This window comes from Aestuariimicrobium sp. G57 (assembly GCF_050110855.1).
Lineage (GTDB): Bacteria > Actinomycetota > Actinomycetes > Propionibacteriales > Propionibacteriaceae > Aestuariimicrobium.
Genome location: NZ_JBNINW010000007.1, coordinates 78,879 through 94,243, shown reverse-complemented (window position 1 = coordinate 94,243; position 15,365 = coordinate 78,879). Strand labels below are relative to the sequence as shown.

Genomic DNA, 15,365 nt, shown 5'->3' with positions numbered 1-15,365 from the left:
GTCGATGCACACCGCTGGGCCATCGGGTCCGGGCCGCCCAGCCCTGGCGGCCCGTCCGTCAGCCCCGCAGGTTCGCCCTGAAGTGCAATCCCGCCTCGGGGTCGACCAGCGGCTCCTGGCTGGCCGCGATCTCGGTGCCGTCCTGCCCGGTCACGACGACCTCGGCATCAACGTCGAGCCCGCGCTTCACCAGCGCCAGCCCGATCGGGCCGTCCTCGTGGTGGCGTGCCGATGAGCCCATCACGCCGACGGCGCGGCCATCGACCAGCACGTCCGAACCCTGCGTCGGCAACGTGTCGACCGAGCCGTCGAGCAGCAGCCGCACCAGCCGGCGCGGCGGTCGTCCCAGGTTGTGCACCCGCGCCACCGTCTCTTGCCCGCGGTAACAGCCCTTGTCAAGGTGGGTTCCGTAGAGCCCGATCTCGTTGGGGATCGTCTTGTGGTCGGTGTCGACGCCGATGCGCGGCACCCCGGCCTCGATGCGCAGCGCGTCATGGGCCCACACGCCGGCCAGCTCGCCGTCGGGCAGCGCCGCATCCCGGGGCCAGAGCACGTCGCGCCCACCCGCCACCTCGGACGACCACGCCACCACCCGCCCGACCCCCTCGGGGGCCAAAGCCACATCCACGCCCGCGCCGACCCACAGCAGCCGCAAATCCTCGGTCCGGTCGATCGTGTCGACCCGCATCATGAATGTCATCCGGCGCAGGAACTCCGCGAGCCCAGCACCAGCGCCCGGTTCGGTCACCGCCCAGAAGCTCTCACCGTCGTCCACGCCCCGAAAGCCGTGCTCGACGTGCCCCTGCGGCGACAGCACCAGCCCCGCCACCGGCTGCCCAGCACCCAGTCCCTCGGTGAACTGCGTGGTCAGCGCATGCAGCAGCGCCAGCCGGTCGGGCCCGCGCAGCTCGAGCACCTCGTGGTGGCCCCGGTCGACCACGGCCGTGCCCGCCACCATCGCGCGCTGTTCGGCGACCGGGTTGCCGTGGTGCCAGACAGCACCCTCGTCAATGCCTGCCGTGACCTGTACCGCTGCCATGTCAGACCCTCTTCAGGCGCGCCCACAGGTGCGACTGCAGCGGCTGGTCGGTGGTGGCGCGGTCAAAGGTCCACAGCAGGTCGCCCTCGACGCTGCCGTACAGCCGCTGGCCACCGGTGTATTCGACCACGGCGGTCGAGGTGCGCACCACCGCGTCAGTGATCAGCTCGATCTTGGCGCCATCAAGCTTGCCCGCCCACACCTCGGACCAGCCGTCGGGGCTCGACAGCACGACCTCGATGGTGCCGTCGGGCTGCGGGCGCCAGAAGCCCGTCTCCATGGTGATGGGCGACTCGGGCTCACCCTTGTCGTTGGTGGTGTACAGCTGGCTGACGTAGTGCAGGAAGTCGCCGCCGTTCCAGGTGAAGTCAACCTGCTGGCCGTACTCGAAGTCCTCCTGACCGGGCCAGCGGCCGTGGCCATTGCCTTCCCACCGGCCGATCATCCACGCGATGCCCATCAGGTTGCTGGGCAGGTTTTCGGGAATCTCAAAAGCCATGGTGGTCCTTCACGGGGTGATCGGTGGCAGGTCGCAGCGACGCGTCAACGGAACGTGCCGCGTCGCCTCGCCGAGGCAAGCAGCACCAACGTCAGTGCCCCGAGCAGGCCCACCACGAAGATGACTGCGACGGCCACGATGAGCACGAACCATGCGCTGGTCATGGCGACAGTCTAGTCGAACCGGCCTAGGGTGGGCCTCGTGCGAATCGTCCTGCAACGTGCCAGCAGCGCCCGCGTCGTCGTCAGCGGCTCATCCAGCGGCGCCACCGTCGTCGGCGAACTGCCCTCGCCGGGGCTCGTGCTGTTCGTCGGCGTCACCCACGACGACACCCCGGACGACGCCAGCGCGTTGGCCTCGAAGATCTGGGGGCTGCGCGTGCTCGAGGGCGAGCAGTCGGCGAGCGACCTGCAGGCCCCGATGCTGGTCATCAGCCAGTTCACGCTGTATGCCACTGTGCGCAAGGGTCGCCGCCCCAGCTGGTCACAGGCAGCGCCCGGCCCCGTGAGCCAGCCCCTGTTCGAGCTGTTCGTGCAGTGCCTGCGCGACCTGGGGGCACACGTCGAGACGGGGGTCTTCGGCGCCGACATGGCCGTGGAACTCGTCAACGACGGGCCCGTCACGCTCATGGTCGATTCCGCCGACCTGGCCACGCCCCGCGGTTAGTACAGCCAGTCCGCGGCCCGGTCACCCCGCCGTCACGGCCGCGTATAGAACGTCACGGTCGACAACAACACCGCGTTGCGCGAGGTGTCATTGCTGACCCCCGGTGCGCTCGTCTGCTGGATGGTCAACTGCAACGGCCCACTGAGCACCGTCGGCGGAATCCGCAACTGCTGCACCATCTGGGAATTCTCGCTGAGTTGCTGGATGAACCACGACCCGTTGGGCAGGTCCCAGCGCACCGTGACCACGCGTCGGTACTGGTCATAGAGCGAGACCGTCGACGCCTGCTTGGCATAGCCGTTGACGATGCCGACGCCCACCAGTTCAGTGTCGGGGGCGAAGGCGAACACGATGCGCTGGCCGACCCCGTCGCCGTTGCAGCGCCACGCCGAGCCGAGGTTGTTGTCAAGCAGGTTGCCGACACCGTACGTCGTCCAGTCCCCCGAGGCGTCCGGCCCGTCGGGGACCGTGCAGGTGGCGCTCGCCTTCTGCACGGCCAGGGGCCGCGTCGCCCCCGTCCACGGGCTGAGCGCTGTGGCGCCGTTGCTGCTGGCCACCCCCGTGGACGAGGCTGCCGCGGCTCGTGAATCAAGCTGGCGCCTGACCAACGTGCCGCCCGAGAGCCCGGCCCCGAGCGCCAGGGCCACCACCGAGACCAGGACCAGCCACAGCCGCCGTGCCGCCGCCCCACGCCCCGGCGGGGTCGGCTGCCACCCGACGTCCACCTCGCTTGCCCTGTGGGCCGAGGTCACGACCGGCATCGGTTCGTCGACCATCGCGTCGTCCGGTGATGGCGCCGCCTGTTTCTGCGGGATGCCGCGGCGGGGGCCGTCGACCTGGTCTTCCGACCCCGGCTCCGGCGCCACCGGCACCGAGGTCCCCGCGGTGATGGCGGCCACCCCCTGGCCATCACCGTCCAGCAACAGCTCGGGTGAATGCGGTGAGTACGGCGAGGCCCCGGCTGCGGGCAGTGTGGGCGTCGACGCGTCCTCGTCCCCGTTCGTCCCCGACGGCTCGGGACGGAACCAGTCGGGTGGCAACTCCCCGCTCACCTTGGCGAGTGTAGCCAGCGCGGCGCGTGCCGGGCCGGGTCGACGTGCCAGAATGATCGACGGAACACAGGGCAGGAGGGGATATGGCAAGTATTTGTGTGCTCCTGGCGCGCGATGCCGAGGACCTGCCCGATGCCCTGACGATGTTGTCGCACGACCTTGAGCGGCGCACCGAGTTGCCCACCTCGCCGTCGCTGCCCGGCCAGGCCGTGACCGCCGACGTGCTGCTGATCGATGCCCGCGAGGACGCCGCGAGCGGACGCGACCTGTGCCTTCGGGCACGCGCCAACCTCGACCAACCGATCCTGCTGCTGGTGAGCTCGGCATCGCTGCCCGTGGTGCAGCGGTCGTGGGGGGCGGACGATTTCGTGCTCGACCGGGCCACCGCCGCCGAGTTCGACGCCCGGGTGCGCATGCTGATCACCGCCAAGCACGCTGCCGGGGTGCTGAGCCAGGGCGCGATCGTGATCGACGAGGAGGCGTACACGGCCTCGGCGGGCGGCCAGCCGCTGAACCTCACCTATACCGAGTTCGAGCTGCTCAAGCACCTGGTGCTGCACCCCGGTCGGGTGCTCACCCGCGAACACCTGCTCAGCGAGGTGTGGGGCTACGACTACTACGGCGGCACCCGTACCGTCGACGTGCACATCCGGCGACTGCGGGCCAAGCTCGGGCCCGAGCATGACGGCCACATCACCACGGTGCGCAACGTGGGCTACCGGTTCTCACCGGTGCGCGAGGGCTGACGCAGCCGGTGGTTGCGCCGGATGTGCGCCGGCACCCCCGGTGGCCCGTCCGGGCGCAGCCGCTGCACCCCGGCCAACGCCACCCCGGCGAGCGCTGCAAGGGCCCCCACGAAGGCCAACCACCACGCGGCCTCGGCACGCGTCGTCTCAATCATGGTCTGCTGGGCAGACCAGGCCGTGATGCCTGCCGCGATGATGGCCAGCCACCGGCCATTGGCCGACAGGCTGTACCAGGCGTGGGCATGGGCGGGTTCGATGCCCTCCCATTCGCGCACGGCGCGCCGCCACAACATGTTCTGCAGCAGCGCCACCAGTGCGGCCACCACCGCAGCGGCATTGCCGGCCGCCGGCAGCACAGGCGCCACGTCAGTCAGGCGCAGTCGGGTCACTGACGAGCCGACCATCGCGGCGGCACCGACCAGGGCGAACACCACCCCGACCTTGATCATCTGGGCATGTCGGCGGGCGCGGGCTGCGATCGCGGGCTGGGCGACCAGCGGCCCGGGATCGTTGCGGCGCCGGCGCCAGATGCGGCGCACATCGAGCAGTGAGTGCTGGTGCTGCCCCGCCGCGGCACGCACACGCACGACGCGCCCACCACCGTCTTCACCCATGGGGCCCAGACTACGTTGGGCCACGCCCGGGCAGGCTAAGGCCTAGAGTTGCGGTCATGGCCGATGAGTTGCAGACACATCAACCCTCGATCGAAGCCCTCGCGGCAGACGAGCTCTGGCAGGTGCAACTTGTCGACCACTCCCCTGAACTGGCCACCACCATCAAGCTGCTCGCCGAACAGGTGAGCCAGCACGACCACGTCAGCCCACTGAACGAGCAGGCCTTGCGCATCCTGGCCGGGCAACTACCGGGGCAGCACCTGGTGGCAGTGCACGATTCCCCCTCGGGCGCCCAGCAGGTGCTCGGCTACGCCCAGGTCGACACGAGCGACAACTCGGTGCAGTTGTTCGTGCTGCCGCAGGCCCGTCGTCATGGCATCGGCCGGGCGTTGGGCGAACTCGCGGCACGCCAGGTCGACTCCCCCGACTTCTGGTCATTCGGCACACTGCCCGCTGCCCGGCAGCTCGGGGCGACCATGGGCCTGCAGCCCGTGCGTGGGTTGCTGAAGATGGCGCTCGACCCCTCGCAGGTCGAGGTGGCATCCCCCGGCCCGCCCCCCGAGGGCATCACCGTGACCACCTTCACCCCCGCCGACATCGATGACTTCGTCGAGCTGAATGCCCTGGCGTTTGCCCATCACCCCGAGCAGGGTCGCATGTCGCGCCAGGACGTCGAGGACAAGGTCGACGAGGACTGGTTCGACGCGCAGGGCCTGTTCTTCGCCCGGGACGACCAGGGCAGGATGCTGGGCTTCCACTGGACCAAGGTCGTGACCGAGGACAACGATGCGGGGTCGCGGCTGATCGGCGAGGTCTACGTGATCGGGGTGCACCCGTTCGAGCACGGCCGCGGCCTGGGCCGCCACCTGCTCGCGGTCGGGTTGGCCCACCTGCTGGCCAGGGGCAGCCAACTCATCGAGCTGTACGTCGAGGCTGACCAGACACGCGTCGTGCAGATGTACGAGAACGCGGGTTTCACCGAAGCCCTGCGGGACACGCGATGGTCCTGAGACTGGCAGAATCGCACGCTACCCCCCATCCACTGAAAGGCCGTGCATGACCGCGTCCCCGACACCGACGACCACGCGCAGCCAGGGCGTTCTGCCAATTTCGGACGAGCTGGGTGCCCTGATCACCGACCAGGCCGCCCCCGTGGACGCCCATGCCGAGACCCCGATGTATGCCGACCGGGAGCTCTCGTGGCTCGCCTTCAACAACCGGGTGCTCGACCTGGCCCGCGATGCCGAGCGGGTGCCGCTTCTCGAGCGGGCCAACTTCTTGGCCATCTTCAGCTCGAACCTGGACGAGTACTTCATGGTGCGGGTGGCGGGACTGAAGCGCCGCATCGCTGCCGGCGTCGCCGTGCCGTCCGTCACCGGCACGCTGCCGCGCGACCTTCACGACGCGATCCTGGCACGCACCCGCACACTGGTCACAGAGCAGTCCCGCATCTTCCAGAACGAGGTGCGCCCGGCACTGGCCGCCGAGGGGATCTCGATCCTGACGTGGGAAGAGCTCACCGCCGCCGAGAAGGACCGCATGCGGTCGCTGTTCAGTGAGCGCATCTTCCCGGTGCTCACCCCGCTGGCGGTCGACCCCTCGCACCCGTTCCCCTACATCTCGGGCCTGTCGATCAACATGGCGGTGCTGGTGCGCAACCCGATCACGGGCGCGAAGCAGTTCGCCCGCGTCAAGGTGCCCGCGCTGCTCGACCGGTTCATCAAGCTGGACGAGGGCCGCTTCGTGCCCATCGAAGAGATCATCAGGCGTCACCTGGGCCAATTGTTCGCCGGCATGGAGGTGCTGCAGCAGACCACCTTCAGGGTCACCCGCAACGAAGACCTCGAGGTTGAAGAGGACGACGCCGAGAACCTGCTCTATGCCCTCGAGAAAGAGCTGCTGCGCCGCAAGGTCGGTCGTCCCCCGGTGCGCCTCGAGGTGCAGGACGACATCGACCCGAAGATGCTCAAGCTGCTGATGAGCGAACTCGACATCAGCGAGAAAGAGGTCTTCTCGCTGCCGGCCCCGCTCGACCTGACGGGCCTGTTCTCGCTGACCGGCACCGACCGCGACGACCTGAAGTACCCAAAGTTCGTGGCGGCCACCCACCGCGACCTTGCCGAGGTCGAGACCTCGCAGCCTGCCGACATGTTTGCCGCATTGAAGAACCGTGACGTACTGCTGCAGCACCCCTACATCTCGTTCGCCACGTCGGTGCAGCGATTCATCGAGCAGGCCGCGGCCGACCCGCAGGTGCTCACCATCAAGCAGACGCTCTACCGCACCAGCGGCGACTCGCCCATCGTCGATGCCCTGATCGAGGCGGCCCAGGCCGGCAAGCAGGTGCTAGCGGTCGTCGAGATCAAGGCGCGTTTCGACGAGGTCGCCAACATCGCCTGGGCACGCAAGCTCGAGAAGTACGGCGTGCACGTCGTCTACGGCATGGTGGGGCTCAAGACCCACTGCAAGCTGTCGCTCGTGATCCGCGACGAGGGCACCACCTTGCGGCGCTATGCCCACATCGGCACGGGCAACTACAACCCCAAGACCGCCCGGATGTATGAGGACATCGGCCTGCTCACCTCGCACCCGATGATCACCGAGGATGTCGGCAAGGTGTTCAACCACCTGTCGGGGCTGACGGTCGAGACCGACTACCGCCGCCTGCTGGTGGCCCCGCATGGCATCCGGACGGGCCTGTTGGCCGGAATCGACCGCGAGATCGAGCACCAGCGGGCCGGGCGGCAGGGCTACATCCGCATCAAGGTGAACTCCCTGGTCGACGAGCGGCTCATCGACGCGATGTACCGCGCATCGCAGGCGGGGGTGAAGGTCGACCTGTGGGTGCGCGGCATCTGCACCATCCGCCCGGGTGTGCCGGGGCTGAGCGAGAACATCCGGGTGCGTTCCATCCTCGGTCGCTACCTCGAACATTCCCGCATCTTCGCGTTCGCCAATGGTGGTCAACCGGTCGTGGGCATCGGGTCGGCCGACCTGATGCACCGCAACCTTGACCGTCGCGTCGAGACCATCGTCGGCATCAGCCAGAAGCGTCACATCCAGGAGCTCATCGACCTGTTCGAGCTGGCCTTCGACCCCGGGACGGTGTCGTGGCACCTGAACGACACCGTGTGGACCGAGCGGTCGCGGGCCGAGGACGGCAGGTTCCTGCGCGACCTGCAGTCCGAGTTGATCGACCGGCTGCGCAGGCGCCGGGACCAGCACGCCTGAGGGCCGGGGCAGAATCGACGATGGCCGGGAAATCAACGATGGCCAGGAAGCAGCGCCCGATTGAGGCAGCAGGGGTCGTGGTGCTCGATTGGCATGCCGACGGGTCGGGTGGCGAGCCGAAGGTGCTGGTCGTGCACCGGCCCGACTATGACGACTGGTCGTTGCCCAAGGGCAAACTCGAACCCGATGAGGATGTCCAGGTCTGCGCCGTGCGCGAGGTGGCCGAAGAGACCGGTATCACCGTGCGGCTGGGATCGCCGCTGGGCACCATCAGCTACCCCGTCGGCGACCGGACGAAGGTCGTCCACTGGTGGGCGGGCACGCCCACGGGCGGTGACCTGTTGGTGAACGGCACCCCGTCCACCGAATCGGGCGACCAGGAGGTCGACCGCGTCGAGTGGTGGTCGATCAGCAAGGCTGAACACCGGCTCAGCTACAGCGACGAGGCCGAATTGCTGGACCGCGCGGTGGCGGCCGGCCCGACCGGCTCGGTGGTGCTCGTGCGCCACGCGAAGGCGATGAGCCGCAAGCACTGGACCGGGAAGGACTGGCTGCGCCCCCTGATGAGGCGTGGACGACGCCAGTCCGAGCGCCTGGCGCTGCTGCTCGAGGCCTACGGGATCACCCGGGCGGTGACCTCGACGAGCACCCGCTGCGTGCAGACCCTCGAGCCGTTCTCTCGGCGCACTGGCATCGACCTGGTCACGGTGCCCGAACTCAGCGAAGAGGGCTACGAGGACGACCCGAAGGGATCGCGCGAGGTCATGGCCGAACTCGTCGGCAGGGCCCGCGCCGACCTGGACGCACCCATGGTGGTGTGTGGGCACCGTCCGGTGCTGCCGATGATGCGAGAGGCGCTGCAGGTCGCCGACAAGCCGATGCTCGTGGCCGAGGTCCTCGTCGTCCACCACAACCGCGACGGTCACCCGATGGCTCACGAGCGGGTCAAACCGTCGTTCTGAAAGCCCGATGCCGACCGACCCCAGCCAATCTTCAGGGTGCCCGGGGTCACGTTTTCGTAACGCAGATCACGCGTTCGGCGTAGCCACACGGCAGATCCGCCACCTTTTCGCGTGTCGTTAACCTGCTGTTAACCCAAGGATGGACGGCGTGTCACCTGCCTTCACTACTTTCACAGGTGAAGAAGTTGGCATCATGATGCGCCCTTCCGCGCAGCGAACTTCAACACACACAGATCCCCAACGAGATCAAGGAACTCGAGTGAAGATGAACCGCTTCGCCAAGATCGCAGCCGTCGTGGCTGTGGGCGCCCTGACCTTCACCGCCTGTGGCGGCGACACCACCGGCACCACCACCACCTCGGCCGCCACCACCGGTGGCGCCGGCGCTTCGAGCTCGGCCCCCGCCTCGAGCGGCGCCGCCCTCGAGCTGGCCTGCCCCGCCGGCAAGGTGAACGGTGGCGGCTCGTCCGCCCAGGACATCGCCATGCAGGCCCTGACCCAGGCCTACAACACCGCTTGCGGTGGCGCCGGCCAGGTCGTCTACACCAAGTCGGGCTCGGGCGCCGGCATCAAGGACTTCTACAACAAGCAGCTGCAGTGGGCCGGTTCGGACTCGGCGCTGAAGTCGAAGGCCGGCAAGGACGGCGTCGTCGAGACTGAGAAGGTCAAGGAGCGCTGCGCTGGCAACGCCGGCTGGAACCTGCCGCTCATCGTGGGCCCGGTTGCCTTCGCCTACAACCTGCCCGGCGTCAACGACCTGGTGCTGACCCCCTCGGTCATGATGGACATCTTCAACGGCAAGGTCACCTCGTGGGACGCCGCTGAGATCAAGGCCCTGAACCCCTCGGCCACCCTGCCGGCCAAGAAGATCAACGTCTTCTTCCGCGATGACGAGTCGGGCACCACCGAGAACGTCTCGAAGTACCTGAAGGCCGCTGCTCCTGACAAGTTCACCAAGGAGACCTCGAAGAAGTACTTCGGTACCGCCGGCGAGGGCAAGCAGGGCACCCAGGGTGTCGCTGACGCCGTCAAGGCCACCGAGGGTGGCTTCGGCTACATGGAGTGGAAGTACGCCACCGACGCCAAGCTCGGCGTTTCGTCGATCGACAACGGTGACGGCGCTGTCAAGCTGACCGCTGCCAGCGCTGGCGCTGCCATGGACAAGGCCGAGGTCAAGGGCGAGGGCAACGACCTCGTCGTCTCGCTGAAGTACACCGGCCTCGGCAAGGATGTCTACCCCATGGTCATGGTGACCTACGAGATCGTCTGCTCGGCCGGCCTGCCTGCCGCTGAAGGCGCCCTCATGAAGGACTTCCTGACCTATGCTTCTAGCGAGCAGGCCCAGGCAACCCTGGAGGCTCAGGGCTACGCCCCGCTTCCGGCCGCCATGCTGACCAAGGTGCAGACTGCCGTCAAGGCGATGAAGTGACCCTGACCCCCGGGTCGCGTGGTTCAGTGCGCTGAGCCACACCATCAACACCATCGGGATGGCCCCTCTGCGCAGCGGAGGGGCCATCCTTACGTTAGGGAGCTATCAATGACCACCTCTGAGGCACAGGAGGACGAGGTGCGCACTACTGCCGCGCCGAGCGACATCCCCCCGGGGGCAGACATCGACCCGTCGGTCTCCCCCGTCCCCGCCGACCACCATGTCGTCCCCAAAGAGATCAACATCACCAAGGTCGACGTGCCTGAGCCCAGCAAGGCTCCGGACAAGGTGTTCAGCGGAGCGACGCTGTTCACCGGCATCCTGCTCGTGACCCTGGTGGGCGCCATCTTCATCTTCCTGCTGCTCACGGCCATCGGCCCCCTGAGCCGCAACGAGGTCAACTTCCTCACGTCAAACCAGTGGCTGGTCAACGACAACCAGCTGGCCTTCGGCATCGCCGGCATGCTCTGGACCACCGTGATCAGCTCGCTCATCGCCATGGTGCTGGCCGTGCCCGTTGCCATCGGCGTGGCGCTGCTGATCACCCACTACGCCCCGCCCACCCTCGGGCGCATCGTGGGCTTCCTCGTCGACCTGCTGGCGGCCGTCCCCTCGGTGGTCTACGGCCTGTGGGGCATCCGCGTGTTCGCCCCCTGGTTGCAGCCGATCAGCGATGCGATCTCGTCATCGTTCCTCGGCAAGCTGGGCTTCTTCGCCCCCGGCCTGCAGTCGCCCGGCACCGTGTTCGCCGTGTCGCTGGTGCTGGCCATCATGATCCTGCCGATCATCACCTCGCTGTCGCGCGATGTCTTCGAGCAGACCCCGCGTGACAACATCGAGGCCGCCTGGGCCCTCGGTGCGACGAAGTGGGAGATGGTCAAGACCGCCGTCATCCCCTACGGCCGCTCCGGTGTGGTCGCCGCCTCGATGCTCGGCCTGGGCCGTGCACTGGGCGAGACGATCGCGGTCATGCTGATCCTCTCGACCGTCACCGAGTTCAGCTTCTCGATCTTCAGCGGCGGCGAGACGTTCGCCTCGAAGATCGCCCGTGGCGCACCCGAGTTCGACAGCCCGACCAAGACCGGTGCCTTCATCGCCGCTGGCCTGGTGCTGTTCGTCCTCACCTTCGCAGTCAACGCCGTGGCCCGCACCGTGGCTTCGGGCGGAAAGGCCAAGTCATGAGCATCGAGTCGACGACCATCGAATCGGACGAGGCCCTCGACCTCGGACGCCCCTCCGGCAGCCGCCAGGTGAAGGACAACGTGGTGCGGGTGCTGGTGTGGCTGGCTGCGGTCATCGCCATCGTCCCGCTGATCTGGATCCTCTCCACCGTGATCGTGCGCGGCGCCCCCCTGCTGGTCAGCGCAGTGCCCGACTACACCCGGATCTGCGCGGTGCAGGAAACGGCCCCGTCGCAGGACTACCTGAACTACAAGCGGGTGGCCAACGCTGACTGCGACAACGCGGCCAACCAGGCCAAGCCGCTGTGGCTGGTCGGCGGCAAGTACCCCGCCGTCGGCGACTTCGTCGAGTTCAACCCCGCCGCACCGAAGACCACCGACCCGAACGCGGCCAGTGGCATCATCATCCGCGGCAAGCCGGCCGAGGCGCAGAACAACTCCATCGTCACCCCCGACAACGAGGGTGCCGGCACCGTGCGCGTCGCCAATGCGCAGTGGTGGACGAAGGACCTGAGCCAGAACAACGACCTGCTCAAGCCCAACGGCGGCGCCCTGCACGCCATCGTGGGCACCCTGATGCTCGGCCTGATCACCTCGGTGATCGCCGTGCCGATCGCCGTGCTGGGCGCGATCTACCTGGTCGAGTACGCCCGCGGCAAGAAGTTCAGCAAGGTCGTCTCGTTCATGGTCGACATCCTCACCGGTGTGCCATCGATCGTCGCGGCGCTGTTCATCTTCGCCCTGCTGATCACCACGCTGGGGCTCGGACGGTCCACGATCGCGGCGTCGCTGTCGCTGGTGATCCTGATGTTGCCAACGGTGCTGCGCTCCACCGAAGAGATGCTGAAACTGGTGCCGGACAGCCTGCGTGAAGCGTCCTATGCGCTGGGTGTGCCGAAGTGGAAGACGATCCTGTCGGTCGTGCTGCCCACGTCACGCAAGGGCATCCTCAGCGGCATCGTGCTGGGTGTCGCCCGCATCATGGGTGAGACCGCGCCGCTGATCATCCTGTTGAACACCGGCATCGCGCTCAGCTTCAACCCGCTCGACACCAACATGGGCTCGCTGCCCATGATGGTGATGAACGCGGCCAACGTCGCCGAGAGCTACCCCGCAGCCGACCGTGCCTGGGGCGCGGCGCTGACCCTGATCCTGATCGTCATGGGCCTGAACCTGGGCGCCAAATTCTTCGGCTCCACCAAGAGCCGCTGACCACGAGGAAAGAAACAATGGCCAAGCGCATCGAGGTCAAGGACCTCAACATCTACTACGGCAGCTACCACGCCGTGCAGGACGTCTCGCTGACCGTCGAACCTCGTTCGGTGACGGCGTTCATCGGCCCGTCGGGCTGCGGCAAGTCGACGGTGCTGCGCACCCTCAACCGCATGCACGAGGTCATCCCCGGCGCCTACGCCGAGGGCCTGGTCGCCCTCGACGGCGTCGACCTGTACGGCAAGGGCGTCGACCCGGTGGCCGTGCGTCGTCAGGTCGGCATGGTCTTCCAGCGGGCCAACCCGTTCCCGTCGATGTCGATCTATGAGAACGTCGTCGCGGGCCTGCGCCTGAACGGCGTCAACGACAAGAAGACCCTCAACGAGGTGGCCGAGAAGTCGCTGCAGGGCGCGAACCTGTGGAACGAGGTCAAGGACCGCCTCGACAAGCCCGGTGTGGGCCTCTCGGGCGGCCAGCAGCAGCGACTGTGCATCGCACGCGCGATCGCCGTGTCGCCGCAGGTGATCCTGATGGACGAGCCCTGCTCGGCCCTCGACCCGATCTCGACCCTCGCGATCGAAGACCTGATCCAGGAACTCAAGCAGCAGTACACCGTCGTCATCGTGACCCACAACATGCAGCAGGCTGCGCGCGTGTCTGACCGCACCGCGTTCTTCAACCTGTCCGCCCAGGGCAAGCCGGGTGAACTCGTCGAGATCGACGACACCGAGAAGATCTTCTCGAACCCGGCCAAGAAGGCAACCGAGGACTACATCTCGGGCCGCTTCGGCTGAGCCGCAGAGACCCACTCGACGCGCGAGCCCGCCACACTTCGGTGTGGCGGGCTCGTTCGCGTCTGCCGTCATGGGGATGCGGATTACCGGTGATTTGTAGGCTGGGGGCATGACCACCCCTGAGGTTGCCGCGGGCGAGACCCCCACCGTCCATGTCGCGCCCGAGTTGCGCTGTTCGGCGCAATGGTTGCGCGATGACCTGCCGGCCTGGGGCACGGCGAGTCGGGCCGCCTTCTGGGTGGCCCTGGAACAATCAGGTCCCTGGGGCAACAAGGCCCTCACCCAGAGCCACCTCGACCCGCAGCTCGGTGAACTGCTCGAGAACACCTGCAGCGAGGCCGGCGGTCGCGCCGTGTTGATCCGGCGCCCAGGACGACATGTCGACATCAGCGACGCCTCGCGCACGCTGCTGGTCGCCGGTGGCCTCGCCGGCCCCCGGCCGTGGCTGGGCCGCACCACGATTGGTGACCCCGGTGACGCGCTGGCGCTGCTGCAGTTGGGCGAAGACCTGGCCCACGGCCCGCTGCCCGAATGGCTCACCCCGACCGAACCGGTGCTCGCCGTCTGCACGAACGCCAAGCGTGACCAGTGCTGCGCCCTGTCCGGACGAGGGCTGATCCATGACCTCGGCCCCGACCTGGCCCCACGCATCTGGGAGGTCACCCACCTGGGCGGCCACCGCTTCGCCCCCACCGCGCTTGTGCTGCCGTCGGGGCAGACGCTGGGCCGCCTGACACCAGACCTCGCCCGCCAGGCCCTGGCGGCTGCCGATGCCGGCCGGCTCGTCGATGCCGGCCCACTGCACGACCGCGGCCGCAGCCACCTCGAGCCGCTGCAGCAGGTCATCGACGTCTGGGCCCGTGGTCGGGGCCTGGACATCGACCTCGCCCATGCCCCTGTGTCGCCGCTCGGGGGCGACCAGTGGCTCGTCCAGGCGGGCGGTCACCTCGTCCGGGTCGCGAGGCAGACTGGCGACGACGAGTTGCCGTCGTCGTGCGGGGCTTCGCTGGTGCCCGTCGCACGGTGGACGCTTGAGGAGGAGGACCATGGCTGAGGCCGGCTGGTACCCCGACCCCGCGGGCGGCGAGGGCTACCGCTACTGGGACGGCGACCGGTGGTCGGCACAGACGCAACTGCGCCCGGGCGGCACCAGCGCCGCCCCCGGCGCAGGCCATGACCCGTCCACCCCCATCGTCGTGAAGGGGTCGTCCGATGACGACGAGGACGAGCCCAGGGCCGGCCTGTGGTCGCAGGTGAAGGGCCCGGTGGTGATCATCGCCATCGTGCTGGTCACGATCATCGCGCTCATCTGGGCCCTGATGCAGCTCGGTGTGCTCGGCAACCGCGGCCCGGGCCCGTCGAACCCCACCGAGTTCTGCCCCGCGGTCACCGATGGCAACTATTCGGTCGACCCGCACCCGCGCGACGGCCGCGTGTACGGCGGGGAGCTGAGCTACCCACAGCTGGGCGCACCGTGGTCGGCCCCCACCGTGGACGGCCGGGTGCCCTTCGGCCGCGATGTGCAGACCCAGACGATCACCATCGAACAGAACTACCGCCCCGGCCAGAACTGGGTGGCCTCGGTGCTGGTGGGCGAGCTCATCGATGGTGACGGGTTCCAGTCACCCGAAGCCGGCATGGACATGGTGGCCCGCTGCATCGTGGGTGCGTTCTACGGCGATTCCCCAGTGCAGCGTGAAGACGTCACGCGTCGTCCGATGGTGGTCGACGGCCGTGAGGCCTTCATGCTCGAGATGCACCTGAGCTTCGACGTGCGCGGGCTGCAGGCCAAGGGCGAGACGGCGATCATCATCATCGTCAACACGAGCGGGTCGAAGAACTCGATCTATTACGCCTCGATCCCCGACAACGCCCAGCAGTACCTGCCGACCGCGCGTGATCTGGTCAACCAGCTGCGCGTGGGCGGCTGACGCGGCGCC

At 68.1% G+C, this 15,365-nt stretch carries 14 protein-coding genes and 1 pseudogene; 11 read left to right on the top strand and 4 right to left on the bottom strand.

What is annotated here, in order from left to right; translation table 11 throughout:
* Positions 1-58: 58 nt before the first annotated feature.
* Both ACQCX5_RS13905 and ACQCX5_RS13900 read right to left on the bottom strand, forming a co-directional pair.
* Entirely contained in the window at positions 59-1,039 is a 981-nt protein-coding gene (locus ACQCX5_RS13905; RefSeq protein WP_434542634.1) for a YgfZ/GcvT domain-containing protein, read from the bottom strand.
* Between the two features lies 1 nt (position 1,040).
* Positions 1,041-1,538: an FABP family protein gene (locus ACQCX5_RS13900; RefSeq protein ID WP_434542633.1), complete on the bottom strand. Its 498-nt coding sequence runs from the start codon at positions 1,536-1,538 to the stop codon at positions 1,041-1,043.
* Between the two features lie 201 nt (positions 1,539-1,739).
* Between ACQCX5_RS13900 and dtd the strand changes: the two genes are divergently transcribed.
* The gene (dtd, locus tag ACQCX5_RS13895) at positions 1,740-2,204 is read left to right on the top strand and encodes a D-aminoacyl-tRNA deacylase (RefSeq protein ID WP_434542632.1); all 465 of its coding nucleotides are present in this window, start codon (positions 1,740-1,742) and stop codon (positions 2,202-2,204) included.
* A gap of 32 nt (positions 2,205-2,236) precedes the next feature.
* Here the strand turns inward: dtd and ACQCX5_RS13890 are convergent, their stop codons facing one another.
* A complete protein-coding gene (locus tag ACQCX5_RS13890; protein ID WP_434542631.1) occupies positions 2,237-3,256 on the bottom strand; it encodes an NADase-type glycan-binding domain-containing protein in 1,020 nt (339 codons plus the stop codon).
* Positions 3,257-3,339: 83 nt separating this feature from the next.
* Here ACQCX5_RS13890 and ACQCX5_RS13885 point away from each other — a divergent pair, with 83 nt between their 5' ends.
* Positions 3,340-4,002 (top strand): winged helix-turn-helix transcriptional regulator, encoded by a 663-nt coding sequence (locus tag ACQCX5_RS13885; RefSeq protein WP_434542630.1) that lies wholly within the window; start codon positions 3,340-3,342, stop codon positions 4,000-4,002.
* Here ACQCX5_RS13885 and ACQCX5_RS13880 read toward each other — a convergent pair.
* Entirely contained in the window at positions 3,972-4,616 is a 645-nt protein-coding gene (locus ACQCX5_RS13880; RefSeq protein ID WP_434542629.1) for a hypothetical protein, read from the bottom strand. The genes ACQCX5_RS13885 and ACQCX5_RS13880 overlap by 31 nt on opposite strands.
* 56 nt (positions 4,617-4,672) lie before the next feature.
* Between ACQCX5_RS13880 and mshD the strand changes: the two genes are divergently transcribed.
* The 9 genes and pseudogenes from mshD to ACQCX5_RS13835 all read left to right on the top strand — a co-directional run bounded on the left by mshD (position 4,673) and on the right by ACQCX5_RS13835 (position 15,356).
* Positions 4,673-5,626, top strand: coding sequence for a mycothiol synthase (mshD, locus tag ACQCX5_RS13875; protein ID WP_434542628.1), 954 nt, complete (start codon positions 4,673-4,675; stop codon positions 5,624-5,626).
* 46 nt (positions 5,627-5,672) lie between these two features.
* The gene (locus tag ACQCX5_RS13870) at positions 5,673-7,847 is read left to right on the top strand and encodes an RNA degradosome polyphosphate kinase (protein ID WP_434542627.1); all 2,175 of its coding nucleotides are present in this window, start codon (positions 5,673-5,675) and stop codon (positions 7,845-7,847) included.
* Positions 7,848-7,867: 20 nt separating this feature from the next.
* Positions 7,868-8,809, top strand: coding sequence for an NUDIX hydrolase (locus tag ACQCX5_RS13865; RefSeq protein WP_434542626.1), 942 nt, complete (start codon positions 7,868-7,870; stop codon positions 8,807-8,809).
* Positions 8,810-9,074: 265 nt separating this feature from the next.
* A complete protein-coding gene (gene pstS / locus ACQCX5_RS13860) occupies positions 9,075-10,238 on the top strand; it encodes a phosphate ABC transporter substrate-binding protein PstS (protein WP_434542655.1) in 1,164 nt (387 codons plus the stop codon).
* Between the two features lie 108 nt (positions 10,239-10,346).
* On the top strand, positions 10,347-11,420 hold the full coding sequence (pstC, locus tag ACQCX5_RS13855) for a phosphate ABC transporter permease subunit PstC (RefSeq protein ID WP_434542625.1): 1,074 nt from the start codon (positions 10,347-10,349) through the stop codon (positions 11,418-11,420).
* A gap of 485 nt (positions 11,421-11,905) precedes the next feature.
* Positions 11,906-12,631: pseudogene (pstA, locus tag ACQCX5_RS13850) on the top strand (phosphate ABC transporter permease PstA); the annotation flags it as partial.
* A gap of 17 nt (positions 12,632-12,648) precedes the next feature.
* Positions 12,649-13,425, top strand: coding sequence for a phosphate ABC transporter ATP-binding protein PstB (gene pstB, locus ACQCX5_RS13845; protein ID WP_434542624.1), 777 nt, complete (start codon positions 12,649-12,651; stop codon positions 13,423-13,425).
* Between the two features lie 109 nt (positions 13,426-13,534).
* Positions 13,535-14,479 carry a sucrase ferredoxin gene (locus tag ACQCX5_RS13840; RefSeq protein WP_434542623.1) on the top strand — a complete coding sequence of 315 codons (945 nt, stop codon included), beginning with the start codon at positions 13,535-13,537 and terminating at the stop codon, positions 14,477-14,479.
* On the top strand, positions 14,472-15,356 hold the full coding sequence (locus ACQCX5_RS13835; protein ID WP_434542622.1) for a DUF2510 domain-containing protein: 885 nt from the start codon (positions 14,472-14,474) through the stop codon (positions 15,354-15,356). The genes ACQCX5_RS13840 and ACQCX5_RS13835 overlap by 8 nt, the downstream gene beginning before the upstream one ends.
* Positions 15,357-15,365: the final 9 nt, after the last annotated feature.

Coding starts and splice junctions, on each gene's coding strand:
- ACQCX5_RS13905 (WP_434542634.1), bottom strand. CDS start 1,039: ATGGCAGCGGTACAGGTCACGGCAGGCATTGACGAGGGTGCTGTCTGG.
- ACQCX5_RS13900 (WP_434542633.1), bottom strand. CDS start 1,538: ATGGCTTTTGAGATTCCCGAAAACCTGCCCAGCAACCTGATGGGCATC.
- ACQCX5_RS13885 (WP_434542630.1), top strand. CDS start 3,340: ATGGCAAGTATTTGTGTGCTCCTGGCGCGCGATGCCGAGGACCTGCCC.
- ACQCX5_RS13880 (WP_434542629.1), bottom strand. CDS start 4,616: ATGGGTGAAGACGGTGGTGGGCGCGTCGTGCGTGTGCGTGCCGCGGCG.
- mshD (WP_434542628.1), top strand. CDS start 4,673: ATGGCCGATGAGTTGCAGACACATCAACCCTCGATCGAAGCCCTCGCG.
- ACQCX5_RS13870 (WP_434542627.1), top strand. CDS start 5,673: ATGACCGCGTCCCCGACACCGACGACCACGCGCAGCCAGGGCGTTCTG.
- ACQCX5_RS13865 (WP_434542626.1), top strand. CDS start 7,868: ATGGCCGGGAAATCAACGATGGCCAGGAAGCAGCGCCCGATTGAGGCA.
- pstS (WP_434542655.1), top strand. CDS start 9,075: ATGAACCGCTTCGCCAAGATCGCAGCCGTCGTGGCTGTGGGCGCCCTG.
- pstC (WP_434542625.1), top strand. CDS start 10,347: ATGACCACCTCTGAGGCACAGGAGGACGAGGTGCGCACTACTGCCGCG.
- pstB (WP_434542624.1), top strand. CDS start 12,649: ATGGCCAAGCGCATCGAGGTCAAGGACCTCAACATCTACTACGGCAGC.
- ACQCX5_RS13840 (WP_434542623.1), top strand. CDS start 13,535: ATGACCACCCCTGAGGTTGCCGCGGGCGAGACCCCCACCGTCCATGTC.
- ACQCX5_RS13835 (WP_434542622.1), top strand. CDS start 14,472: ATGGCTGAGGCCGGCTGGTACCCCGACCCCGCGGGCGGCGAGGGCTAC.